Source organism: Nonomuraea sp. NPDC005501 (assembly GCF_040605905.1).
GTDB lineage: Bacteria > Actinomycetota > Actinomycetes > Streptosporangiales > Streptosporangiaceae > Nonomuraea.
Genome location: NZ_JBEXDT010000051.1, coordinates 18937 through 41580 on the forward strand (window position 1 = coordinate 18937; position 22644 = coordinate 41580).

Here is a 22644-nt window from a genome sequence, read left to right on the forward strand (position 1 = left end):
CCTAGCGCTCACTTGGTGAACGATCAACCGTCCTCCCCCTGGCCGCGGAATCGAACGTGAGTACGATGGACTCATGTACGTCCCGCCGGAGTGGCCCGCCGAGGTCCGGCCGCCGAGCGTCCCCGACTGGGAGACGTCCGCCGTGGCCTGGCTGCTCGACGCGGTGCCGCCCGACTACCGCGCCTACGAGGTGCTCAGGCGCCATCCCGTGGCGCTGGCCCGGATGGCGAGCCACCACGTCCGCTCGGCCGTCGAGGCGGCCCGCGCCGGCTACCGCGGCGCCGCCGTCGACCTCAAGGGCCACCTGCCGCCGCACGCCATCGAGGCCGTCCTCGACGCCTACCGGCAGGAGGGACCCCGCCTGGTACGGCTGTCACGCTCGATCGAGGTGGTGGAGCGCGCCCTGCGGGGCGACCTGTTCACCGCCACGATGCGCCACCACCGCTGAGCCCGCCGGACGTCAGCGGGTGCGGCGGGCGATGTAGGAGATCACACCGGTCGCGCCCGCGGCGGCGGCCAGCCAGATCAACACGTCCCGGGCGCTCAGCCCCTTCCCCCCGCCGTTCTCGCCGTCCGACGCCTCCGGCCGCGGTGAGGCGGTGCGGGCTCCCCGCTGCGAGGTGCGGGGGCTCCGGCTCCGCGTGGGTTCGGCCGACGCCGGGACGTCCCGCACCGCCTGGTCCGGGAGCGGCACCTGGTAGACCGGGCTCGACGCCCCCTCGCTGCCTGCGAGCAGCGCCCTGCCGTCGGCCGTGTACGCGATCGACTCGGCCTGGTCGAGCTCCGGCATCGACACCTTGGTGATCATGTCGCCGTCCGGCCGGTAGAGGGTGGCCGAGAAGTAGGTGCGGACCACGTACGAGGAGCCGTCCGGCGCGTACGCGGCGTCGGTGGCCATCAGCGGCGCGGCGGCCACCTTGCGCAGCACGTTGACCCGGCCGGTGCGCAGCTTCGCGGGGGCGGCGTACACGGACCCCGCGAACTCCTTGGACACCACGTACAGCCGCCCCGTGACCGGGTGGACCATGAGCCCCTCGGCGTTGCGGGCGCCGTCCTCGTAACGGAAGCGGTAGCGGACCGCTGGGAGGGTCGCGTCCCGGAGGGTCTCCGGCTCGGTCACCTTGTAGACGGAGACGTCGGGCCACGCGCCGTCCATGTTGTCGCCGATGTCGGCGAACCACAGCACGCCCCGGCCGGTGACCGGGTCCTTGGTGGCGGCCATCGCCTCCCAGTCGCGCGCCTGCGCCCCGCTCACCCGGAACGTCGCCCGGGTCCGCCCGTCGCCGCCGACCGCGTAGAAGACGGGGGCGGCGGAGCTGTCGTTGTGCGTGTAGTAGACGTCCCGGTGCGTCGGCGAGACCGCCAGGCCGCTGGACTCGGTGATCCGCTTGTCCTTGAACCGGAACAGCCTCTTGCCCACGTCGTCGGCCGCCGCGGGCGCCGAGAGAGCGCCCAGTACCACGCATGTCGCCGCGGCGGCCACGACCGCCCGTCTCAGGTCCCCCACGCCGCCATCATGCCTCAACGACCGCCCGACCGACCCGAGCGCTGTGCCGGTGGAAGCCCGTGCCCTGGAGCACGACCAGAACGAGGTTGGTCACGGCCAGGGCCGCCCACAGCCCGGTGAGCCCCCAGGTCGCCGCCACCGGCACGGCCGCCACCACCATCAGCCCGTAACCGCCGGCGAAGTAGACCATGCTGGCCGCGGACTTCTTCAGCGCGGTCAGCCCGATGCCCTGCACCGCCTGCGCGCCGTCGGCGGCCGAGGCGAGCAGCATCAGCGGCAGCAGCCCGGCCGCCCGCTCCCGGACGCCGGGGTCGTCGGTGAGCAGCGCCAGCACCGGATCGCTCACGACCAGCAGGACGAGCGCGCCCACGGCCGTGCCGCCGAGCGCGACCAGCGCCGCCACCCGGTTGGCGCGCCGCGCTCCCGCGGCGTCGGGCGCGCGGGCCACCTCGGGCACCGACGCCTGCGCCACGGACAGCGAGGCCAGCATGATGAGGGAGGTGAGCGTGGTCAGCACCGCGTGGGCGGCGGCGTCACGGGCACTGGTGGTGCTCGCCGCGAAGGTGATGACCCCGAGCCCGCCGAACTTGATCAGCACAGTGGCGGCCAGCGGCACGCTCACCCGGGCCAGCTCGGCGATCCGGGCGGGCCGCGGCCGGCCCCGGCCCACCCGGACGCCGATGGCGCGCCGCAGGCAGACGTTGGCCACCACCACGCCGACCGTCCCCCACAGCAGCCAGGCGACGCCCACGCCGGTGAGGCCCAGGCGCGGCACCAGGACGAGCGAGCAGCAGGCCATCACGGCGGTGCCCGCCAGGCTGGACCAGAGCACCTGCCGGCTGTGGCCGAGCGCGACGAGCACGGTCGTGGCGCCGCCACCGGAGGCGTACACGAGCAGGTAGAGGGCCAGCAGCCAGGGCAGCGGCCCCAGCTCGGCGACCACCTCGCCGGGAACGCCGGTGACCCGCGCGAGCAGGGGCACGGCGAGGACGGCGAGGGCGCCGGCCGTACCGACGAGGAGCGTGAGCCAGCGCGCGTCACGGAGGACGGGGACGGCGCGGACGGGATCGTCGCGGTGCGGCGCGACGAACGGCCCGAGCCCGCGCAGCGCTCCCGTGACGGCGGCGGCGGCGGCGGGGTTGAGCACGGCGGTCATGACCGCGAAGGCCGCCAGCGTGACGGTGGCGTGCCGGCCGAGCACCGAGGTGACCACGAAGGTGCCGATCACGCTGGTCACCATCGAGAGGAAGAGGGGAACCGCCGACCTGATGATCACCCCGCCCACCGGCGTCACCCTACTAGCCTGGAGTGCGCTCCAGGTATTTAGCCTGGGAGGCATGGATTATGTGAACCTCGGACGCAGCGGGCTCAAGGTCAGCCCGCTCTGCCTCGGCACCATGAACTTCGGGCCCGTGACGAGCGAGGAAGACTCCTTCACGATCATGGACCGGGCCCACGAGCTGGGCATCAACTTCTTCGACACGGCCAACGTCTACGGCTGGAAGAAGGGCGAGGGAGTCACCGAGCGGATCATCGGCAACTGGTTCGCCAAGGGCGGCGGCCGCCGGGAGAAGACGGTCATCGCGACCAAGCTCTACGGCTCGATGGGCGACTGGCCCAACGACGACCGGCTCTCCGCGCTCAACATCCGCCGCGCCTGCGACGCCTCGCTCCAGCGCATGCAGACCGACTACATCGACATCTACCAGGCCCACCACGTCGACCGGAACACGCCGTTCGACGAGTTCTGGGAGGCGATGGAGGTCCTGCGGCAGCAGGGCAAGATCCTCTACGTCGGGTCGTCCAACTTCGCGGGCTGGCACATCGCCAAGGCCCAGGAGACCGCGGCCCGCCGCAACACGCTGGGCCTGGTCAGCGAGCAGAGCCACTACAACCTGCTGACCCGCGCGGTCGAGCTGGAGGTCCTGCCGGCCTGCGAGGACTACGGCCTCGGCGTCATCCCGTGGAGCCCGCTCGGCGGCGGCCTGCTCGGCGGCGTGCTCCGCAAGATCGACAAGGGTCGCTCGGCCGCCGAGCACATGGTCAAGCAGCTGGAGAAGCACCGCGACCGGATCGAGCAGTACGAGAAGTTCTGCGACGAGCTGGGCGAGGACCCCGCGTACGTGGCGCTGGCGTGGCTGCTGACGCGGCCCGCGGTCACCGCCCCGATCATCGGGCCGCGCACGCTGGAGCAGCTCGACGGCAGCATGCGGACCCTGGAGATCACGCTGGACGAGCAGGCGCTGGCGCGTCTGGACGAGATCTTCCCCGGTCACCGCACCGCGCCGGAGGACTACGCCTGGTAGGAGGCGCGGTTCGCGGACGCGTCAGCGGAGCAGGGCGCCGATGATGACGATCAGCACAAGGAGGCCGAGCACGGTCGGCAGCAGCCAGGAGCGAGGACGGTCCACGTTGTGGAGCCTAATCGGGCCGCGAGGGTGTCAGCGCCCACTCGGCCAGTGACTCGTACCTCACCTGGGCGCCGGTGTGGCTGCGGACCAGGCGGACGGCCTCCGTCCGCCACGGCGTCCCACTGAAGCCCGACAGCGACTCGACGAGCGGGCGGAGGTCCGTCTCCGCCCGCGCGCGGGCCAGTGTCAGATGCGGGTGGAAGCGCTTGTCGTCGGCCTGACCGGCGCCCGCCCGGCGGGCGCCGGCCTTGACCGAGTCGGCCAGCCGGTTCATGGGGTCGCCGGAGACGGCCGCCCAGAAGACCCTGGCCCGCCGTACGGACGAGAACGCCCCGAACCCGGTGAAGGCCAGATCCAGGACGTGGTGGCGGCGTACGGCGCGGGCCAGGCGCACCTCCAGCTCCGGCAGGGCCGCCTCGGGCACCTCACCGAAGAAGCCGAGCGTGATGTGCCAGGTGGCGCGGTCCGGCCAGCGCAGCCCGGGCACCTCGCCGACGTGCGGCGCGATGACGCGTTCGAGCTCGTCGAGCGCCTCGGCGGGCGGCACCACGGCCGCGAAGAGCCTCATGCCATCCGATTCTGCAACGGATGGCCGGCGGCCGCCCCGCTCAGGCGGTGGCGGCCACGGTGCGGCGCACCCGGGAGCCGATCAGCCGCGTGACCACCAGCGCCAGGCCGGTGCCCGCGAGTGCGAGCACTCCGGAGAGCATCACGCCGGCCCGGGGGCCGCCGAGGTCGGACAGCCAGCCGACCAGCGTGGCGCCGACCGGCGCACCGCCGGTGAAGACGAGCATGTAGATGCCCATGACCCGGCCGCGCATCTCGGGCGAGGAGGCGAGCTGGACGCTGGCGTTGGCCGCCGTGTTTACTGTGATCAGCGCGACGCCCGTGGGGACGAGCAGCAGCAGGTACAGCGGGTAGAACGGCGCCAGACCGGTGGCGACCTGGAACAGCCCGAACCCGATCGCGCCCGCCATCAGCACCCTGCGTGACGGCCGCGACCGCCGGGCCGCGAGCAGCGCCCCGCCGAGCGCGCCGACGGCGAACATGCTGGACGCCAGGCCGAACGAGGACGCCCCCGCGGCGAAGACCTCGCGCGCCATGAGCGCGATCGACATCGAGAACGCCTGCGAGAACATCGACACGAAGCCGATCAGCAGCACCGGCATGAGGAGCTCCTCGCGCTCCAGCACGTACCGCAGCCCCTCGCGGAGCTGGCCCTTGGCCCGCGGCACCGGCTCCGACAGCTGGAGCTCGGACTTGCGCATGAAGACCAGGCTGGAGATGACGGCGGCGAAGGTCAGCCCGTTGATGAGGAACAGCGGCCCCGTGCCCCCGAGCACGTAGATCAGCACACCGGCGACGGCCGGGCCGACCACGCGGGCCAGGTTGAAGGAGGAGCTGTTGAGCGCGATCGCGTTGGACAGCTCACGCCGGCCGACCATCTCGACCACGAACGCCTGCCGGGTCGGCACCTCCACGCAGGAGATCATGCCGAGCACGAACGCCATGACGTACACGTGCCACTCCTGGACGGAGTGCGTGATCGTCAGCAGGCCGAGGGTGAGCGCGAGCACGGCCATGAGCGACTGGGCCGCGATGAGGATGGGCCGCTTGGGGTAGCGGTCGGCCAGCACGCCGCCGAACAGGCCGAAGAAGAGCATCGGCAGGAACTGCAGGGCGGTCGCCGTTCCCAGCGCCGCCGCGCTGCCGTGGGTGAGGTCCAGGATCAGCCAGTCCTGGGCGGTGCGCTGCAGCCAGCCGCCGACGTTGGAGACGGCGCCACCGGCCACGAACATGCGGTAGTTGCGATATCTGAGCGACCGGAACATCCCGGTCCCGGGTTGTTCGCCTTCTATATCCTGCTGAGCTTCTCCAGGATCGGCGCCGCCTGCCTGAGGATCGACCGCTCCTCGGGTGTCAGCTCCTTCAGCCGCTGCGTCAGCCACGCCTCCTTGCGGCGGCGCTCCTCCTTCAGCAGCTTCTGGGCGGCCTCGGTCACGGTCACGGTCACCTGGCGCCGGTCGGTCGGATGCGGGGTGCGCGAGACCAGCCCGCGTTCCTCGAGTGCGGCGATCACGCGCGTCATCGAGGGGGGCTGCACCTTCTCGAGCTCGGCCAGCTCGCCGGGCGTTATCCCGGAGTGCCGGTCGACCGCGGCGAGCGTCGCGAACTGGGTGGGAGTCAGCGTGTGCACCGCCGCCTGGCGTCGCAGCCGACGCGTCAGCCGGGCGAGCGACACGCGCAGGGCCAAGGCCAGGCCCGCGTCGCTGCGCAGATCTGTCTGTTGCTGGTTCTTCATTAGCACGTCTCATTACCTTTGCTAACTATAGGGCAGGGCAAGATATTTCTCCAACTCATTACGTGTCTCACCCGTTGATACACCGAGGCCGCCCCTCTTGCGAGGGGCGGCCTCGTCGCTGGTCAGCAGGGAAATCGTACGGGGATCAGACCCCCAGCAGGGCCCTGATGGGGCCCAGCGCGAAGTACAGCAGGAACATGGCCGACACGACCCACATGAGGGGGTGGATCTCCCCGGCCTTGCCCCGGACGACCTTGATCAGCACGTAGCTGACGAAGCCCGCGCCGACGCCGTTCGAGATCGAGTAGGTGAACGGCATGACCACGATCGTGAGGAACGCCGGGATCGCCAGCTCGTAGTCGCTGAAGTCGATCTCGCGTACGGACGTCATCATGAGGAAGCCCACGACGACCAGGGCGGGAGTGGCCGCCTCGTAGGGCACGACCTCGACGAGCGGGGCGAAGAAGATCGCCACGAGGAAGAGCGCGCCGGTGACGACGCTGGCCAGGCCGGTCCGGGCGCCCTCGCCGACGCCCGCGGCCGACTCGATGTAGGTGGTGTTGGACGACACCGACCCGGCGCCGCCCGCCGCCGCGCCGAGCGAGTCGACGAGCAGGATCTCCCGGGTGCGGGGCAGCACGCCGTCCTCGCCCACCAGGCCGGCCTGCCGGCCGACGCCGACCATCGTGCCCATCGTGTCGAAGAAATCGGTGATGAGCAGCGTGAAGATGAGCAGCGCGACGAGCAGCGCCGAGACGCGGCTGAACGCGCCGAACGGGTCGAACTCGGTGAAGAGGGTCAGAGGGTTGTGGAAGTCGAAGATCTTCTGCGGCGCGGTCGGCACGTTGAGCTGCCAGCCGCCCGGGTTGTCCGCCGACGCCGGCCCGGCCTTGGCCAGCGCCTCCACGATCACGGCGAGCACGGTCGTGCCGACGATGCCGATGAGGATCGCGCCCTTGACCCTGCGGGCCACCAGCGCGGCCGTCGCCAGCAGGCCGACCACGAACACGAGGATCGGCCAGGAGGTCAGCGCGCCCTTGATGCCCATCTCCAGCGGCGGGCCGGCGGCGACCCGGCGGACGAAGCCCGCGTCCACGAAGCCGATCAACGCGATGAACAGGCCGATGCCCACGCTGATGGCCGTCTTGAGCTGGGCGGGGATCGCGTTGAAGACGGCCACCCGGAAGCCGGTCAGCACGAGCACGGCGATGATGACGCCTTCGAGGAAGACCAGGCCCATGGCCTCCTCCCAGCTCATCACCCCCGCGATGTTGAAGGTGACGAAGGTGTTGAGCCCGAGCCCCGCCGCCATGGCGAACGGCACGCGGCCCACGACACCCATGAGGATCGTCATCACGCCGGCCACGAACGCCGTCCCGGCGGCCACCAGCGCCACGTTGGGCGCCGACCCGTCGCCGATGAACTGCTTCTCGACGTCCTGGCCGTTGGCGATGATGATCGGGTTCAACACGACGATGTAGGCCATCGTGAAGAAGGTGGCCAGACCGCCCCGTACCTCACGGGAGATGGTCGAGCCTCGTGCGGAGATTGCGAAGAATCTGTCGATAGCGGTAGTTCTGTCACTCACGCGCGAAGAGTGACAGCAGTGGCGTTCCGGTAAAAGTGCTGGTAATCGGATCGAGACCGGATTGGAAGCTACGCTGGACACGTGAAACAGGAGTGGCACCCCGATCCGGAGCCGATCGAGACCAACGACGTGGCCACCATCGCCGTGGGCACCGGCCTGTGGGCCGTCGCCCTGGTCGTGCTCCTCGTCCTGCGCCCCGGCCCGGACCACCAGTGGTGGATCTGGACGTGCGCCGTCGGCGCGTTCCTCGGCCTGCCCGGGCTCTGGTACGTCCGCAGGCGCACCACCAGAAGCTGACATTCGTCATCTCCGGCCGATCCTCGAAGTCATCCCCAAGAGCTGTTTCCGGCCACTACCTGGACGAGCGCGGCAAGCCCATGCTGATGGGCATGAAGACCACCGCCCTCGTCTCCGCCCTCTGCCTGGCCGCCCTCACCGGCTGCGCCGCGGCGAGCGGCACCCCGGCGACCACGACCGCCACCACCACCGGCGCCGCCGGCGCGATCTCCTGGCGGACCTGCACCGGTCTGACCGGCCCCGACGGCAAGCCCGCCGCCCCGGACCCGACCCTCCAGTGCGGCAAGCTCGCCGTGCCCCTCGACTACGCCAAGCCCGGCGGCGAGCGGATCGACCTCGCGCTGATCCGGGTCAAGGCCACCGGCGACCGGCTCGGCTCCCTCGTCTTCAACTTCGGCGGGCCCGGCGGCTCCGGCGTCGACACGCTGGCCATGGCCGCCCGCGCGTTCGCCGCCCTCGGCACCCGCTACGACCTGGTCAGCTTCGACCCGCGCGGCGTCGAGCGCAGCGCCGGCGTCCGCTGCGGCGGCGACGTCGAGACCATCCTGAACGCGAGCGACGGCGCGAGCGGCGACAAGGCGGTCAAGAAGTACGTGGCCGCGTGCCGGAAGGACTCGGGCAAAGTGCTGCCGTACGTCGGCACGATCAACGCCGCTCGTGACATGGACCGCATCCGCGCCGCCCTCGGCGACGCCAAGCTCAACTACTTCGGCCTCTCGTACGGCACGCAGCTCGGCGCCGTCTACGCCACCCACTTCCCGCGGAACACCGGCCGGCTCGTCCTGGACGCCGCGTACGACCCCACGGGCACCTTCGCGGACCGGGCCGTCATCCAGGCCACCGGGTTCGCGACGTCCTTCGACGCCTTCGCCAAGGACTGCGTCGCCAAGGGCTGCGACCTCGGCCAGGACCCCGCCGCGGTGAGGAAGACCGTCGAGACCTTCGTGGACGGCCTGCGGGACGAGCCGATCAAGGTCGGCAAGCGCTCGCTCACCCACGCGCTGGGCCAGCTGGGCGTCATCACCCCGCTGTACGCCAAGGCCTCGTGGCCGCTGCTGGAGCAGGCCGTCGCCGCCGCCGTGAAGGGCGACGGCACCATGCTCCTCGCACTGGCCGACACCTACACCGGACGCCGCGCCGACGGCACGTACGCCACCACGCTCACCAGCATGCAGGCGATCACCTGCGCGGACACGTCCGAGCGGCCCACCCTCGGCCAGGCCGCCGCGGTCAACCGCAAGATCAAGAAGATCTTCCCCGTCCTGGCCACGAGCGGCACGGTCGCGCCGTGCGCCCACTGGCCGGTGCCGGGAGACGACCGGGCCAAGCGGATCGACGCCACGGGCTCGGCCCCCATCATGGTGGTCGGCGCCAAGGGCGACCCGGCCACGCCGTACCGGTGGGCGACCAGCCTCACGGCCCGGCTCAGGACGGGCGTGCTGCTGACGTACGAGGGCGAGGGCCACGGCGCCTACCTCAGCGGCAGCGCCTGCGTCGCCCAGCACGTCAACACGTACCTGCTGACCGGCAAGCTCCCGGCCCGCGACACGAGCTGCCCCGCCGCCTGACCCCCGGGTCTTCGCGTCGGCCGGTGAGCGCGCCCCCGCGCTCACCGGCCGATGTACGCGTGCCCGGCCTCAGAGCCTCCGGGGCCCCGGTCTGAGGCTCGCAGACGCGGCCTCAGGGGCCCGATCGGGGCCGCCCCGGGAGATCCGGACTCTTATTTCCACTCGGTGGTGCACCAGGTGTAGCGCCGGGTCTTCGGGTGGACCTGACAGGCCTTGAAGTCGACCCGGGTGGCCGTCCTTTGGAACCAGCCCTTGAGTGTTCTTCTCTGCTGGTTGCCGCAGGCCACCCAATCCTTCCAGCTGCTGTAGACCTTGCCGTCCATCCGGACGAGCGCGCCGATGCATCGCCCGTCTGCCCGGTTGTCGAGGACCTCGGCGTTGATGTAGAGCTCATACGGAGCTCTTCCATGCCACCACACCCTGCCCTCGAAGAGGCCGGGGAGCGTCAGTCGATCGAATCCCAACCGAGCCCTTGCTCTGAAGTGGCGGCTTGGTGCGCCTGCGGTGGCCGCCTCGTCTTCTTCGGGGCTGGTCTCCGTGGTGGACAGTTCCGTGACATCTTCGTATTCGGCGGGCATCGGCGGGTCGGTGAAGTAGCCCCGCATCGACACCTGGACGTGGGTGGTGCCCGGCCCGCGGTTGGTGACGGTCACACGTCCTTGGGAGTCGGGGATGACCAGGTCGAATCCGGTGGTGCTCTCCGCCTGGTCGTAGTTGACGCTGGAGATGTCCGGGTCGCCGTCCTCGGCCGGATAGGCGGTGAGCCAGCCCTTGTCCGTCGGCTGGCGAGCCTGGATGGTGAGCGCCGCCGAAGCCATGATCTTCTCGCCCAGGTCGACGCCCTGCGCGACGTCGAAGGTGACGGACTCGCCCGGGGCGAGGGCCCGGGTGCTTCCGCCTGGCACGCCGGTGCCGGTGAGGGTCTCGACGATGACCCTGGACGGGACGGCGGCGTACCCCGCACCGCCCTCCTCCGCGGTTCCCGTGAAGTAGCCGCGGAGGGTGAGGGCCACGTGTACCGTGCCGCTGCCACGGTTCTCGATGATCAGCTTGCCGCTGCCGGTCAACTGGGCCACGGTGAAGCTGCTGTCGGTCTCGTCGGGGACATAGTCCACCGTCGCCACGTTGTTGGCCGGCTGATCGGACGGGTGCAGGCTCAACCAGCCTTTCTGGCCCTGGGACCAGGCCACGACGTTCAGCGCGACCGCGTTCGCGCCGGTGGCCGGAACGCCGCGCTGTCCGGCGACGTCGATCGTCACCGACGAGTTGGCCGGGATGGGGGTGGCCTCCCGGGCCGGGGACCCCGTGACATGCCCGGGCCGGGTGTCATACAGGTACTGGGTGTCGACCGGGTAGTACTCGTTGCCCGCCTGAGTGTCGGCGGCGCTGAGGAAGTAGCCGCGGACGGCGACGACGACGTGCACCGGACTGTCGCTGTTGTTGACGACGGACACCATGCCCGTGCCCGTCAGGCGGGTGAAGTCCTCGCCCGTGACGTTCTCGCCCGGGTAGAAGGTCAGCGTCGACACGGTGGCCGGGGCGTCAGACGGGTGGACGGTGAGCCAGCCGGGCTGCTCTGCTCCCACCGCCGTGATGTTCAGGGCGACCGCCGACACCCCAGAAGCCGGAACCTCCGCCTGGCCGGCGACCTGAAAGGTCACCTTGGCCTTGCCCGGGACCTTGGCGGAGCCGACTCCGCCGGTCCCGTTGCGGGTGTCCGCGAGGACGGCCGGAGGCACGGCCACGAACTGGTTGTCCGGGGCCTCGTCGGCTCTGGCCGGATGGGCCGACGAGATGGCCGCCATGAACGAGGTCAGCAGGACGAGGACGATCGCCACCGCTGTGACGGCTCGCCCGGTCCGGCGAGCAGGTAAAGCATGCATATGTGCACCTTTCGTAGTCGATTCGCCGGTTGCGGAATCAGGCGAGGAAACGGGGCTTCGCATTCAGGGGAACGGTGGCGCTTGTCGTGGTGCCTTCTCCCCGTACGCCATTGACGGTGAGGCGCCCGCCCAGTCCGGCGACTTCAGCCCGCCGGCCGTGCAGACGGGCCTCGAGCACCTCCGCCGACATCCCGGAGCCGTCATCGCTGACGGTCAGGCGCAGCCTTCCGGCAGCCACGGTGAGGGCGATGGAGACGGTGCGGGCCGATGCCTGCCGTTCCACCTCCTGCAGGACGTCACGGATCGTGCCATGGACGATCTCGGCGAGCACGGCGGGCAGCGGCTCTTTCGGCAGAGCCCAGATCTCCACCGTGATCCCGCTCTGGAGCGACCATTCCGCCAGGTGATCCGCCACAGGCTGTGAGGCGGTGTGGCCGCCTGTCTCGAGTTCACCATGTGAGCTGTCGATCATCGATGCTCCATCGCTCGTCACTGGTCGTCTGCGCCCGGGCAGGGCATACGGAGTGGCTGCGCCGGAACGGTCACCACCGGCGCCATGCCTGCGCAGCGGAGAGCGTGCAGGGCCACTGGATCGCCTTCTTGCCCTGGCGCTGCTCGCCCCGCCCGATGGCGAGACACATGCCTGTCGCCCTGTTCCGAAGCCGCTGCCGACCGTCGTAGATCCACTCCTGCGCCGGTCCGCCGTCCGTGCACGGCCACTGGATCGCGACCTTCCCCTGCTTCTGCTCGCCACGCCCGATGGCCAGGCACAGCCCGGTCTTGACGTTCACGAGCCGGCGGTCGGACCGGTGGATCCAGCGCTGCGACTTGCTCCCGATGCACGGCCACTGGATCACCGGCTTGCCGGCCCTCACCTCTCCCTGGCCCACGGCCAGACACATTCCGGTCGCGCCGTTGACGTACTCCAGGCCGGACCCGGCGGAGGCCACGGCGGCTCGCGCGGCCGCGGCGGGCGACAGGGACAGCAGGGTCAGGGCGGTCACGACCACGGCGGCGGTCTTGGAGCTCGTGCGCATGGATGTCCTTTCTCGGCTGGTCGATCAAGGGAGGAGAGGATCGCGAAACTGGTCGCGATCATGAGCAGGTCACACGTCCGTGTGCCGGCTCCCCGCGGTTCTCAGCGGCAGGCGGTCCCGTGGCCGCTTGCCGCCGACGCCTGTGGCCCCAGGATCGTGACGGCAGGATTGTTCGGCATCCCTCATCGGGCCGGCAAACAATGCTTTTCTCGGCGAACGGCTACTTTTCGCGCGGCGATCGGCGCGCCGGGGTCCATAGTTGAAGTGATCAACGAGCGCGTCCGAGCCTCTTCGTCGTCCAGCGAATGGAGTCCAGTACCGGTGGTGGGCCGTCGCGAAAGCCCGGTGGACCCGGCAGCGGGACCGGTTCAACGCTTCGCCTCCGAGTTGCGCAAGCTGCGCCGGGAAGCGGGCGGCCTCACCTATCGGGCCATGGCCACGCGCGCGGGCTACTCGGTCACCACGCTGTCGCAGGCGGCGGCAGGTGAGCGTCTGCCTTCGCTGCCCGTCGTCCTCGCCTTCGTGGAGACCTGCGGCGGAGACGTCTCGGCATGGGAGCGCCGCTGGCAGCAGGTCATCGACGAAGTGGCCCGTGAAAGGGCCGACGATGACGGCGCCGCCGGGCCGTACCCCGGTCTGGCCCCGTACGGCACAGATGATTCCGGTCGGTTCTTCGGGCGGGAGCGACTCGTCGAGGAATTGCAGGAGTTGCTCCGACGACATCGTTTCGCCGCGGTGTTCGGCCCTTCGGGCAGCGGTAAGTCGTCCCTGTTGCGTGCCGGCCTCGTGGCCACGGCACGCGCCGAGAGCGGCGATCCCTTGGCGGAGTGCCTGATACTCACTCCGGGCGAGCACCCGATGCGGCACGCCGACCGGTTCTCGCCGGGCGAGGGCGACTCGGCCACGCTGATCGTGGTCGACCAGTTCGAGGAGGTGTTCACGCTCTGCCGCGACCAGCGCGAGCGGGGGCGGTTCATCGACCTGCTGCTCAGCGCGCGGCAACCGCAGAGCCGGATGAAGGTGGTGATGGCGGTGCGCGCCGACTTCTACGGGCGCTGCGCCGAGCACCGCGAGCTCACCGAAGCCCTGCGCGAGACCAATCTGCTGGTGGGGCCGATGCACCAGGAAGAGCTCAGGGAAGCGATCGTCCGGCCGGCCATGGCCGAGGGTCTGACGGTGGAGCGGGCGCTGACGGCCGAGATCGTCGCCGACGTCGCCGACGAGCCCGGGGCGCTTCCGCTGATGTCGCACGCGCTGCGGGAGGTCTGGCGCCGCCGTACGGGGAAGATGCTGACCTTGGACGCCTACGAGGCCGTGGGCAGAGTCCAGGGGGCGATCAGTCATACCGCGGAGGAGCTCTATGCCGGCCTGTCGCCGGCACAGGCGAGGATCGCCCGGCGGATCCTGCTCAGGCTGGTCCAGCCGGGTGAGCAGGCCCAGGACACCCGCCGTCCCGCCGCCCGGGCGGAGCTGGACCCCTACGAGGAGGCGGACACCGCGCTGGTCATCGAGCAGCTGGCCAGGGCCAGGCTGCTCACGCTGCACCAGGACACCGTGGAGCTCGCGCACGAGGCCCTGATCGAATCGTGGCCGCGGCTGCGGGGCTGGGTGGACGAAGGACGCGATCGCCTGCGCACCCATCGGCAGCTGACCGACGCGGCCGAAGCATGGGAGGCGCACGGCCGGGATGCCGGGCTCCTCTACCGGGGCGCCCGCCTGGCCGTCGCCGACAAGCTGTTCATCGAGCCGGGGAACCGCGACGACCTCACACCCCTGGAACGGGACTTCGTCGACGCGAGCGCGGCACTGGCCCGGCGCACATCCCGGAGGCAGGTCGCCGTCTCGGCCGTTCTGGTGGTCCTGCTGGTCGCCTCCATGGCCGCGGCGGGAGTCGCCATCCGGCAGGCCGGCGTCGCCGACGACCGGCTGGCGGAGGCGACGGCCCGGCTGGCAGCCAGGCGCGCGGACGCCCTGCGGATGAGCAACCCGAAGCTGGCCCGCCGGTTGAGCGCCGCGGCCTGGCGGCTCGCCCACGTCCCCGAGGCCAGGGCCGCGCTGATCGACTCGATGGCGCTCCCCCTGGTGGACGTCGTCAGCGCCCCGTACAGCACGACGGACCTGGTGGTGCGTGGGCTCAGCGTGGACGGCACCAGGTTGGCCGTCTACCCACCCGGTCCGGAGGAGGGGCCGGGCGTCCTGCGCGTGTTCGACGTGGCCACGATGAAGGAGATCGCCAGCACCATATGGACGGGGCAATCCGCCTCGGAAGTGGTGTGGAGTCCTGACGGCCGTACGCTGGCGGTGGACGACGGAACCAACGCACGGCTGTGGACCGTCGGCACCAGGGGCCTGACGGACCTCGGCGTGGCGATCCCCGGCCTCGACCCTGTGAAGTTCAGCCCGGACGGGCGTCTTCTCATCGGAATCCGCAACTATCGCAGCGAAGCGTGGAGTATCGCGGACCGGACACGCGTGCTCGACGAGCAGGTCAACGCCGTCAGCCCGGGCGGCCGGCTGGCCCTGGTCATCCCGGCGGAAGCCGATGAATGGACGATCACCCCGTCGGCCTCCGGCGGCAGGGCGAGCTCGGGACGGAGGGTGGAGCTCTGGGACCTCGAAAAGCGCAAGCCGCTGCGGGCCCCCTGGCTACCGGCAACCGCCTCGGAAGGCCTGTTCAGTCCGGACGGGAAACACCTGGCCGTCTCGACCAACGACGGTGTCCGGCTGTTCGACATCTCCTCGGGCAAGGAGGTCCTACGCCCGCTGCTTCCGCCTGCGGAGCGTATGGAGTTCACCCCCGACGGCCGGTTCCTGGCCGGGACACGGAGTGAGGGGTGGGTGGGTCTGTGGCGGGTGGACGACGGCGAACTGCTGATGAGCTCCTCGGTCCTCACCGACGATCTTGTGGGAGCCGATCCCCGCATTTCGCCGGATGCCCGGGTCCTCCGGGTGATCGGCCAGTCCGGCACGGTGAACGTCCTGGACATCTCCCCCTACACCCGCCCCGAGGTGCTCGCTCCGGGAGGCGAGCGGCTGTTCAGCCCTGACGGCCGCTTCCTGGTGACGACGAATCGCCGAAAAGGCAGGTCGGAGGTGCGCCTCTGGAATGTCGCCGCGCGCGAACCCGTGAGCGGCCCGCTACCCGTCGATGATCTCCCCGAGGACATCCCTGCAGTGACGGAGTACGATCCGACGTTCAGCCCTGACGGGCGCATGCTTGCGCTCGCCCACCCCGCGTCTCCCGTGGTGACCTTGTGGGATGCCACGAACGGCCGCAACATCGGCGCATTGCGCGTAAGGAAACAGAGAGCCGTCGGAGTCTCGTCCGTGGTCTTCTCCCCCGACGGCAGAACCGTCGCGATCACCTCCCTTAGCACGGCCCCGGACGACAAAGAGGATCCTCACGGCCTGGATTTCGACGACCTGGAACTGTGGGACGTGAGAGCCAGAAGATGGATCCGCACCGTCTCCGGTGCGGGATCGGACATTGTGATCTTCGAGCCGGACGGGCGCCGGTTGTTCGTGGAGGGATCCAACCAGGGGCGGATCCTGGTCGATATCGCCACTGGAGAGATACTCCAGCACCCATCCGACGCCCGCGCCGAGGGAGTGATCCTCTTCTTCGAGAACAAGGCCGCGGTCGGCGACATGAACGGGCGTTTGACGTTCTGGGACAGGGAGTTGCGCAGACCACTGGCCCCGCCGCAGACCGTGTACACGACCTCGATCGCCGGTCTTGAGTCTTACCCGCAGGGCGAACTGCTCGTCACCGTCGCCGGCGAAGGCGAGTCCGGCATCCAGCTATGGGACTGGCGGGGCTATCAGCGGATCGCCTCACCGATCAGCTTCGACACCGAGAACGCACCGACCGTGGCATTCAGCCGGACGGCTCTCCTCATCTCGTCCCCCGATGGGGCCTTACGTGAGATCACCGTCGATCCAGGCACCGCCACCGCCGTGATCTGCCGCCGGGACGGCGGCCTGTCCCCTGCCGAGTGGCGAGAACGCATCCCGGAACTGGCCTATCAGAAGACCTGCACCTGATGGCGCTCCGGCCGGGCGGGCCGGAGCGCCGGAGATGTCAGGACAGGTCGGCCTCGGCGAGGAGGAGGGGGACGGCGGACGGGTCGCGGAGGAGGGCGGCCACCGCGAGGCGGTCGTTCCACTGCCCCGTCGCCCAGGCCAGCCCGCGCGCCAGCCCCTCGACCCCCGTGCAGTGGACCATGCCCTCGAAGAACCGCCACGTGCAGGCCACCCCGTCGACCAGGAGCTTCTCGTGCTCCACGTACGTGGCGGGCGCCGTGGGCAGCAGGGAGCGCACCTCGGGCGGCACCGGCCGGGTCTCGCCCTCGGAGGTGACCTCGCCGGTGGCGAGCTCGCCCGCCAGCGGCAGGTCGAGCAGCTCCGACAGCGCCTCGGCCAGGTCGTACGGGGCCAGCACCAGCGGGCGCTCCACGACGAGCTGGAGCAGGTCGGGCGCCTCCACCACGACGGCGTCGTCGGCCGCGGCCACCACGATGTCGCCGCGCAGCACCGCCCGCACGTGGGAGGGCGGCGCCACCCGCGCCGGGTCGACCGCCGCCAGGGCCATCCACAGCGCCCGGAGCTGGGCCCGATCGACCTCGACGGCCTCGTCGGCCAGCAGGTCGAGCAGCTCCTCCGGACCGCCGTGGGAGGCGAGCAGCTCGGCCAGCGTGGTGCGCACGCCGAGCATGGCCAGCGCGCCCTCGTCGAGCCCGGCCGGAGCGTCGGCGTACAGGCCCTGGAGCAGCGGGTCGGCACCGGGCAGCCGCAGCTCGCGCGGCCGGCGCCCGTCGAGCACCGAGTGGTTGGACAGCCACCACGCCGTGTAGGACGGCACCTCGACGCCCTCGACGCGCAGCGGGTGCAGCGCGGCCCGCAGCGGCGGCCTGGCCAGCAGCGTGAGCGCGGCGGGCCAGTCGGCGACCAGCTCCAGGTCGCGCACCGCCGTGAACTCCGCCACGACGGGCGGCACGTCGAGGTCGGGCAGCAGGTCGATCACGTGGTCGAGCCAGTCGTCCTCGCCGTCGAGGTCGTGGTCGCATTCGTCGTGGTCGAGCAGCACGTCGGAGTCGTGGACCACGGCGAACCCGTCGAGCACTCCGGCGGCGGCCAGCACGCGTGAGCCGTAGGTCTCCTCCAGCTCGGCCGCCGCCACGCCCAGGTGGCCGCCGGGCTCGACGAGCCGGGCCAGCGCGCCGTCGGCCAGCATGAGCTCGCCCGCGGCGTACAGCTCGCCGTCCGTGCCCGGCAGCGCCAGCTCGGCCAGCCACGGGGCCTCACCGGGCGCCAGGCCGGCCGCCTCGACGAGCGACAGCACCGCCCTGGCCACGGGCTCGGGGTCGGGGCTGTCGAGCGACTGGGAGACGGCCTCCTTGGTGAGCGGGTCCTCCAGGACGGTGCGCGGCGTGGCCTCGGCCGCGCCGAGGCGCAGCAGCACCGGGTGAGCGGCCTCGGGATGCACGATGCGCAGCCCGAGCGGCGTGAGGTCCAGCCCCGTCCGCCCGGCCGCGGCTCCGGCGGCGCCTCCGGCTGTGGCGCCGCCTCCGGCTGTGGCGCCGCCTCCGGCCGTGGCGAGGTCGAGGTGGAGGATGAGGGTGCCGCGCGGGCCGCGGACCAGGCGGCCGTCGGCCAGCGGCACGGGCAGCGCGCCGAGCGACTCGGGATCGTCGGCGGGCAGCACGTCGTACAGCGAGCGCCACCACGACGGCTCGCGCCCCTCGACGGCCTCGCCCGACAGCAGGTCGACGACCTCGGCCAGCTCGACCCGGCGCACCCCGAGCGAGGCCATGGCCGGGTGCCGGGCGGGCCAGCCCGCGGGCAGCAGGCCCGGCACGAAGTCGGCGACGGCGGCCAGCAGCTCGCCGGAGCCCGCCACCACGGCCGCCTCGCGGCCCGCGACCACCCAGCCGTCGCCCTGGCGCTCCGGCGCCGGATGCTCGACCCGCCACTCGGCGTCCGGCTCGTACACCTCGGCGTCGGCGAACGACGGCGTCTGCACGGCCGGCGCGGGGGCCGACAGGGCGGGCAGCAGCGGCGTGCCGGGGAGCCTGCGCAGGATGGCGCGCCGGATGCGGGCGTCGAGCTCGCCCTTGCCCATGAGGGCGGGGACGAGGTCGAGCAGCTTCGGCGTGCGCGGCAGCTCCCGCAGCAGCCGGACGTAGGCGTCGGCGGCGCGCTCCACCAGGAAGTCGGTCAGCGGCCCCTTGGCGACGTGGCGCCGGTCGGTGGCCATCGGGAACGACGCGATGAGCAGCGCCGGCAGGTCGAGCGGCTCGTCGCTGGGCGTCGGCGCGTGGACCACGGGAGGCACGGTCGCGGGCAGCCGCGCCGGCTCCCGGCCCCCGGCGTCGCCCTCCACGCCGCCCGCGCCCGCCGACGCGGCACCCGCGCCCACCGACGTGACGGCGCCCGTGCCCGTCACCGGGACGGCCCAGCGGACCGACCAGTACGGCCGGGCGCGCTCCTCGGTGGGGCGGTCGCCGAACAGCTCGGCGACCTGCTCCGGCCCGAACTGGCCCGACTCCGACACCACGTGCCACCCGTCGGCGGCCACCGTGCGGACCTGGCCGTCGAGGTCGATCTCGATGGCCGTCAGCGCGGGCATGCCCAGCGGCAGCGCCGGGCTGGTCTCCTCCAGCATGCGCCGCACCGCCGCGACCGCCGCCTCGTCGCGCAGCGGGAGCCGTACGAGCGTGTCGAAGCTCTCCGGCACCTCCAGCGGGGCGGCGGTGAACGGCAGGCGCAGCAGCGGCACGTGGCCGGAGCGGGAGGCCAGCTCCCCGGCGAGCGCGGGCACCTCGGACACCAGCGCGGCCGTCTCCGTCCGCGACCAGCGGACCGTGCCCGCGTCGCGGGAGCCGACGGACGGCTCGTCGCACACCGACACCACCGCGGCGAACCCGACGCCGAACCGGCCCGCCGTGCCCGCCTCGCCCCGCTTGCCGGACACGCGCAGCGTCGACAGGCTCTCCACGCCGGTGGCGTCGAGCGGCGCACCGGTGTTGGCGGCGGTCAGCACGCCGTCGCGCAGGGTCAGCCGCAGCACCCCGGGCACGCCCGCGCGCAGGGCCGCGTCGGCGGCGTTCTGGGCGAGCTCCACGATCAGCCGGTCGCGGTAGCCGCCGAGGGCGAAGTCCTCCTCGGCGTTGGCGTCCTCGCGGAATCGGGCGGGCGAGGCCGTCCAGGCGGCGAGCACGGCGGCCCGCATCCGGTCGGTGCCGAAGGTGTCGGTCATTGATCACGATCCTGATTGGGAGTAGGGGGCCACCGTAGGTTAGCGGCCCTCGCCGACACTCCCGGCCCCGTCGGCGATCACGGAGTCGCGACCGCCGGACGGGCTCAGGAGTGGCCCAGCTCCTCGGAGGCCAGCTCGTCCACCGACCCCTGCTCGGCCCGGTCCTCCTCGATCAGGTCGTACCCGAGGTCGTCGAGGATCGGGGTGGCCTGCTCGACCGGCGGCGGCATGACCGCCGCCTCGGAGTGGGCGCCGCAGCCGTGGTCGGCGGCCACCACCTTGCCGTCGTCGGGGGCGTACTCATTGGCGCAGACCCCGAACATCTCCCGGAGCCCGCCCGCGAGCAGCCAGTAGAAGCCGCAGGTGGAGCACTGCGCGGGAGCGGCGTGTGCGATCGGAGTGTGCGGCCCGTGCTCGCCCGAGTGCCAGCGTCTGGCAGCCCGGTCCTTGCCGACGGCCGAGAGCACACGTGCCCGGCCCAGGCCGTACTCGAAAACCATCTGGCGGTCTACGTCTTCGTCGGTCTCGGTGAAACCCGGCGCCAGCCGGTCGTCGTCCTCCGGGGTCGGCAGCAGGTCGCCCACGCCGAGGTCGCCGGGGCGCAGGCGCTCGCTCCACGGCAGCCACTCGGGCGCGAGCAGGGCGCCCGAGCCGGGCAGCAGGACCGCCTCGCTGACCGTGACCTTCTTCGCGCGGGAGGCGCGGGTGACCGTGACCGCCCAGCGCCAGCCGCGGTAGGCCCGGTCGAGGCAGGCGAAGTAGTGAGTGACGACACGGTCGCCCTCGGCCTCGTGGCCGAGGTGCTCGCCGGGCTCGCCCGGCCGCGCGAGCTCCTCCGCGGCGGCGCGCGCCAGGTCGACCGCGGCGACGCAGGCCTGGTCGGGGGCGGAGACGCGGGTCCGGGTCCGGCTCATCGGACCGCCTCCGCCGAAAGGTGCTGTTCGCTCACACTTCATTCTCACCCATGACCGGACCTGAAGGTGCCGACTGTGCCGATCTCTCCGCACGCTCCCGCCACGGGAAAGGCGAATCCGGTCCCTATTCGTCCCTAGTGCGAAATTCCGCAAAAGATGTCGATAGCGGGCGAAGACCCCGCGAAGGGCCAACGGTGAACCGTGATCGCCCGGCAGCGGGCGTCCATCGGGTAAGACTGGTAACCGTGGAGGGTGGGTGGGACAGGGCGCGGCGGGTCTCGCGGCGCGTCGGCCGCGGGATGGCCGGCGCCGGCCGCGCGACCGTACGCGCCGGGCGGGCCACCGCCTCCGGCACCGGCAGGGCCGCCAGGGCGACCGGCCGCGGCGTCAGGCTCGCGGGCCTGACCACCGTCGGCGGTGTGCGCGGGGCCGGGCGCGCCACCCGCCGCCTCACCCACGCGGGCGGGGCCGGCCGCACGGGGCTCGGCCGCCTGATCGAGCTGACCGCGGGCCACAGCGCGGGCGACGCGCTGGTCACGGTGGCGCTGGCCAGCACGGTGTTCTTCGGGGTGCCGGTCGGCGAGGCGCGGGGGCCCGTGGCGCTGTACCTGGTCATCACGATGCTGCCGTTCGCGCTGCTCGCGCCGTTCGTCGGGCCCATCCTCGACCGCTTCCGGTCGGGCCGGCGTTACGTCATGGCCGGCACGCTGTTCGGGCGCGGCCTGCTGTGCTTCGCGATGGCCGCCGCCGTGGGGCCGGGCGACGTGGTGACGCTGTTCGGCGGGGCGCTCGGGGTGCTCGTGCTGTCCAAGGCGTACAACGTGTCACGCGCGGCGATCATGCCGAGTGTGCTGCCCGCCGACATCACGCTGGTGTCGGCCAACGCCCGGGTCGCGCTGTTCTCACTGGTCTCGGCGGGCGCGCTGGTGCCCGTCGGGGCGGGCCTGTCCGCCTGGCTGGGCAGCGCCGCGGTGCTGCGCGTCGCCATGGTGGTGTTCCTCCTCGCGGGGGTCTCGGCGGTACGGCTGCCACGGCACGTCGACTCGCCCGACCTGGAGGAGGTGGAGGAGGAGGGCGGCGGGCAGGGCCGCGCGCCGAAGTGGCGCACGCTGCTCCAGGTGGGCCCGGCCGTGGCCGAGTCGGTCTGGGCGAACGTGGCGATCCGGCTGTTCTCCGGCTTCCTGCTGTTCTTCCTGCTCTTCCTCGTGCAGGACGGCGGCGTGCCGTGGCTGGGCGGGCGGGACCCGTTCTTCGACGTGCCGAAGACGATCGCGCTGCTCGCGGCGGCGGCCGGGCTCGGCGGCCTGCTCGGCGCGGTCGCCGCCAACTGGGCGCGACGGCACTCGCCCCAGGTGATCGTGCTCATCACGCTGGCCGTCACCAGCGTCACCACGATCGTGAGCGCCGTCCTGTTCGGCCTGTGGACCGCCGTGGCGATCTCGCTGGTCACGGCGTTCGCGCAGGAGCTGGGCAAGCTGGCCCTCGACGCGATCGTGCAGCGGGAGATCGGCGAGGAGGTGCGCTCGTCGACGTTCGGGGTGGTCGAGGCGCTGCTTCAGCTCGCGTGGGTGTTCGGCGGCCTGGTCGGGCTGCTGCTCTCCCTGACGGAGAGCAGCGTGGCGGGGCTCGCGACGCTGGGCGCCGTGCTGACCGTCACACTGGGCTGGCTGGCCGTACGACGGGGCCGCCGGCTACGGACGGTGGACGAACGGATCAGCGCCGAGACGGGCGGCGGGACCGACCCGCGGACGGACGAACAGCCCGGCGCCGAGCCGGCCCAGCCTCATCGGCGGCCCGGTCGCTCCGGGCACGCCGATCTGGACACCACCCTGGAGCGGACCAAGCCCCTGACCAACCCCAACGCCTGACGGGGCCCCGA

The 22644-nt window shown here is 72.0% G+C and carries 17 protein-coding genes; 6 read left to right on the plus strand and 11 right to left on the minus strand.

Annotated elements, in window-relative coordinates; all coding sequences use genetic code 11:
• The first annotated feature begins 73 nt into the window (after positions 1 to 73).
• Positions 74 to 448, plus strand: coding sequence for a hypothetical protein (locus ABZS51_RS23970; protein ID WP_310716257.1), 375 nt, complete (start codon positions 74 to 76; stop codon positions 446 to 448).
• A 12-nt stretch (positions 449 to 460) separates the two neighbouring features.
• Here the strand turns inward: ABZS51_RS23970 and ABZS51_RS23975 are convergent, their stop codons facing one another.
• Both ABZS51_RS23975 and ABZS51_RS23980 read right to left on the minus strand, forming a co-directional pair.
• Positions 461 to 1507: a hypothetical protein gene (locus ABZS51_RS23975; protein ID WP_355444896.1), complete on the minus strand. Its 1047-nt coding sequence runs from the start codon at positions 1505 to 1507 to the stop codon at positions 461 to 463.
• 7 nt (positions 1508 to 1514) lie between these two features.
• The gene (locus ABZS51_RS23980) at positions 1515 to 2792 is read right to left on the minus strand and encodes an MATE family efflux transporter (RefSeq protein WP_355444899.1); all 1278 of its coding nucleotides are present in this window, start codon (positions 2790 to 2792) and stop codon (positions 1515 to 1517) included.
• Between the two features lie 52 nt (positions 2793 to 2844).
• On the opposite strand from ABZS51_RS23980, the gene ABZS51_RS23985 reads away from it, so the two are divergent.
• Positions 2845 to 3813: an aldo/keto reductase gene (locus tag ABZS51_RS23985; RefSeq protein WP_355444902.1), complete on the plus strand. Its 969-nt coding sequence runs from the start codon at positions 2845 to 2847 to the stop codon at positions 3811 to 3813.
• Between the two features lie 115 nt (positions 3814 to 3928).
• Here the strand turns inward: ABZS51_RS23985 and thpR are convergent, their stop codons facing one another.
• The 4 genes from thpR to ABZS51_RS24005 form a co-directional block, all read right to left on the minus strand.
• Positions 3929 to 4486 (minus strand): RNA 2',3'-cyclic phosphodiesterase, encoded by a 558-nt coding sequence (gene thpR / locus ABZS51_RS23990; protein WP_355444905.1) that lies wholly within the window; start codon positions 4484 to 4486, stop codon positions 3929 to 3931.
• 40 nt (positions 4487 to 4526) lie between these two features.
• Positions 4527 to 5750, minus strand: coding sequence for an MFS transporter (locus tag ABZS51_RS23995; RefSeq protein ID WP_355444908.1), 1224 nt, complete (start codon positions 5748 to 5750; stop codon positions 4527 to 4529).
• Positions 5751 to 5773: 23 nt separating this feature from the next.
• On the minus strand, positions 5774 to 6220 hold the full coding sequence (locus tag ABZS51_RS24000; RefSeq protein ID WP_355444911.1) for a MarR family transcriptional regulator: 447 nt from the start codon (positions 6218 to 6220) through the stop codon (positions 5774 to 5776).
• A gap of 145 nt (positions 6221 to 6365) precedes the next feature.
• Complete coding sequence (locus ABZS51_RS24005; RefSeq protein WP_355444914.1) at positions 6366 to 7808, minus strand: NCS2 family permease; 1443 nt, start codon at positions 7806 to 7808, stop codon at positions 6366 to 6368.
• Between the two features lie 81 nt (positions 7809 to 7889).
• Between ABZS51_RS24005 and ABZS51_RS24010 the strand changes: the two genes are divergently transcribed.
• Positions 7890 to 8105, plus strand: coding sequence for a DUF2530 domain-containing protein (locus tag ABZS51_RS24010; RefSeq protein ID WP_310716271.1), 216 nt, complete (start codon positions 7890 to 7892; stop codon positions 8103 to 8105).
• 92 nt (positions 8106 to 8197) lie between these two features.
• Positions 8198 to 9673, plus strand: coding sequence for an alpha/beta hydrolase (locus tag ABZS51_RS24015; RefSeq protein ID WP_355444918.1), 1476 nt, complete (start codon positions 8198 to 8200; stop codon positions 9671 to 9673).
• Between the two features lie 152 nt (positions 9674 to 9825).
• Here the strand turns inward: ABZS51_RS24015 and ABZS51_RS24020 are convergent, their stop codons facing one another.
• From ABZS51_RS24020 to ABZS51_RS24030, 3 genes are all read right to left on the minus strand, one after another.
• Entirely contained in the window at positions 9826 to 11556 is a 1731-nt protein-coding gene (locus tag ABZS51_RS24020; protein ID WP_355444921.1) for a hypothetical protein, read from the minus strand.
• A gap of 37 nt (positions 11557 to 11593) precedes the next feature.
• Positions 11594 to 12028 carry a hypothetical protein gene (locus ABZS51_RS24025; protein ID WP_355444924.1) on the minus strand — a complete coding sequence of 145 codons (435 nt, stop codon included), beginning with the start codon at positions 12026 to 12028 and terminating at the stop codon, positions 11594 to 11596.
• Between the two features lie 70 nt (positions 12029 to 12098).
• On the minus strand, positions 12099 to 12593 hold the full coding sequence (locus tag ABZS51_RS24030; RefSeq protein WP_355444927.1) for an RICIN domain-containing protein: 495 nt from the start codon (positions 12591 to 12593) through the stop codon (positions 12099 to 12101).
• Between the two features lie 321 nt (positions 12594 to 12914).
• Between ABZS51_RS24030 and ABZS51_RS24035 the strand changes: the two genes are divergently transcribed.
• Positions 12915 to 16637 (plus strand): helix-turn-helix domain-containing protein, encoded by a 3723-nt coding sequence (locus tag ABZS51_RS24035; RefSeq protein WP_355444930.1) that lies wholly within the window; start codon positions 12915 to 12917, stop codon positions 16635 to 16637.
• A 37-nt stretch (positions 16638 to 16674) separates the two neighbouring features.
• Here the strand turns inward: ABZS51_RS24035 and ABZS51_RS24040 are convergent, their stop codons facing one another.
• Both ABZS51_RS24040 and ABZS51_RS24045 read right to left on the minus strand, forming a co-directional pair.
• The gene (locus tag ABZS51_RS24040) at positions 16675 to 19851 is read right to left on the minus strand and encodes a hypothetical protein (RefSeq protein WP_355444933.1); all 3177 of its coding nucleotides are present in this window, start codon (positions 19849 to 19851) and stop codon (positions 16675 to 16677) included.
• Positions 19852 to 19955: 104 nt separating this feature from the next.
• Positions 19956 to 20765, minus strand: a complete 810-nt coding sequence (locus tag ABZS51_RS24045) for a DUF3027 domain-containing protein (RefSeq protein WP_310716277.1) — start codon at positions 20763 to 20765, stop codon at positions 19956 to 19958.
• A 245-nt stretch (positions 20766 to 21010) separates the two neighbouring features.
• Between ABZS51_RS24045 and ABZS51_RS24050 the strand changes: the two genes are divergently transcribed.
• Entirely contained in the window at positions 21011 to 22633 is a 1623-nt protein-coding gene (locus tag ABZS51_RS24050) for an MFS transporter (RefSeq protein WP_355444936.1), read from the plus strand.
• Positions 22634 to 22644 lie beyond the last annotated feature (11 nt).

What these genes read in the sequence shown, in the direction of transcription:
- ABZS51_RS23970 (WP_310716257.1), top strand. Translation starts at nt 74, where the DNA reads ATGTACGTCCCGCCGGAGTGGCCCGCCGAGGTCCGGCCGCCGAGCGTC.
- ABZS51_RS23985 (WP_355444902.1), top strand. Translation starts at nt 2,845, where the DNA reads ATGGATTATGTGAACCTCGGACGCAGCGGGCTCAAGGTCAGCCCGCTC.
- thpR (WP_355444905.1), bottom strand. Translation starts at nt 4,486, where the DNA reads ATGAGGCTCTTCGCGGCCGTGGTGCCGCCCGCCGAGGCGCTCGACGAG.
- ABZS51_RS23995 (WP_355444908.1), bottom strand. Translation starts at nt 5,750, where the DNA reads ATGTTCCGGTCGCTCAGATATCGCAACTACCGCATGTTCGTGGCCGGT.
- ABZS51_RS24000 (WP_355444911.1), bottom strand. Translation starts at nt 6,220, where the DNA reads ATGAAGAACCAGCAACAGACAGATCTGCGCAGCGACGCGGGCCTGGCC.
- ABZS51_RS24015 (WP_355444918.1), top strand. Translation starts at nt 8,198, where the DNA reads ATGAAGACCACCGCCCTCGTCTCCGCCCTCTGCCTGGCCGCCCTCACC.
- ABZS51_RS24020 (WP_355444921.1), bottom strand. Translation starts at nt 11,556, where the DNA reads ATGCATGCTTTACCTGCTCGCCGGACCGGGCGAGCCGTCACAGCGGTG.
- ABZS51_RS24025 (WP_355444924.1), bottom strand. Translation starts at nt 12,028, where the DNA reads ATGATCGACAGCTCACATGGTGAACTCGAGACAGGCGGCCACACCGCC.
- ABZS51_RS24030 (WP_355444927.1), bottom strand. Translation starts at nt 12,593, where the DNA reads ATGCGCACGAGCTCCAAGACCGCCGCCGTGGTCGTGACCGCCCTGACC.
- ABZS51_RS24040 (WP_355444933.1), bottom strand. Translation starts at nt 19,851, where the DNA reads ATGACCGACACCTTCGGCACCGACCGGATGCGGGCCGCCGTGCTCGCC.
- ABZS51_RS24045 (WP_310716277.1), bottom strand. Translation starts at nt 20,765, where the DNA reads ATGAGCCGGACCCGGACCCGCGTCTCCGCCCCCGACCAGGCCTGCGTC.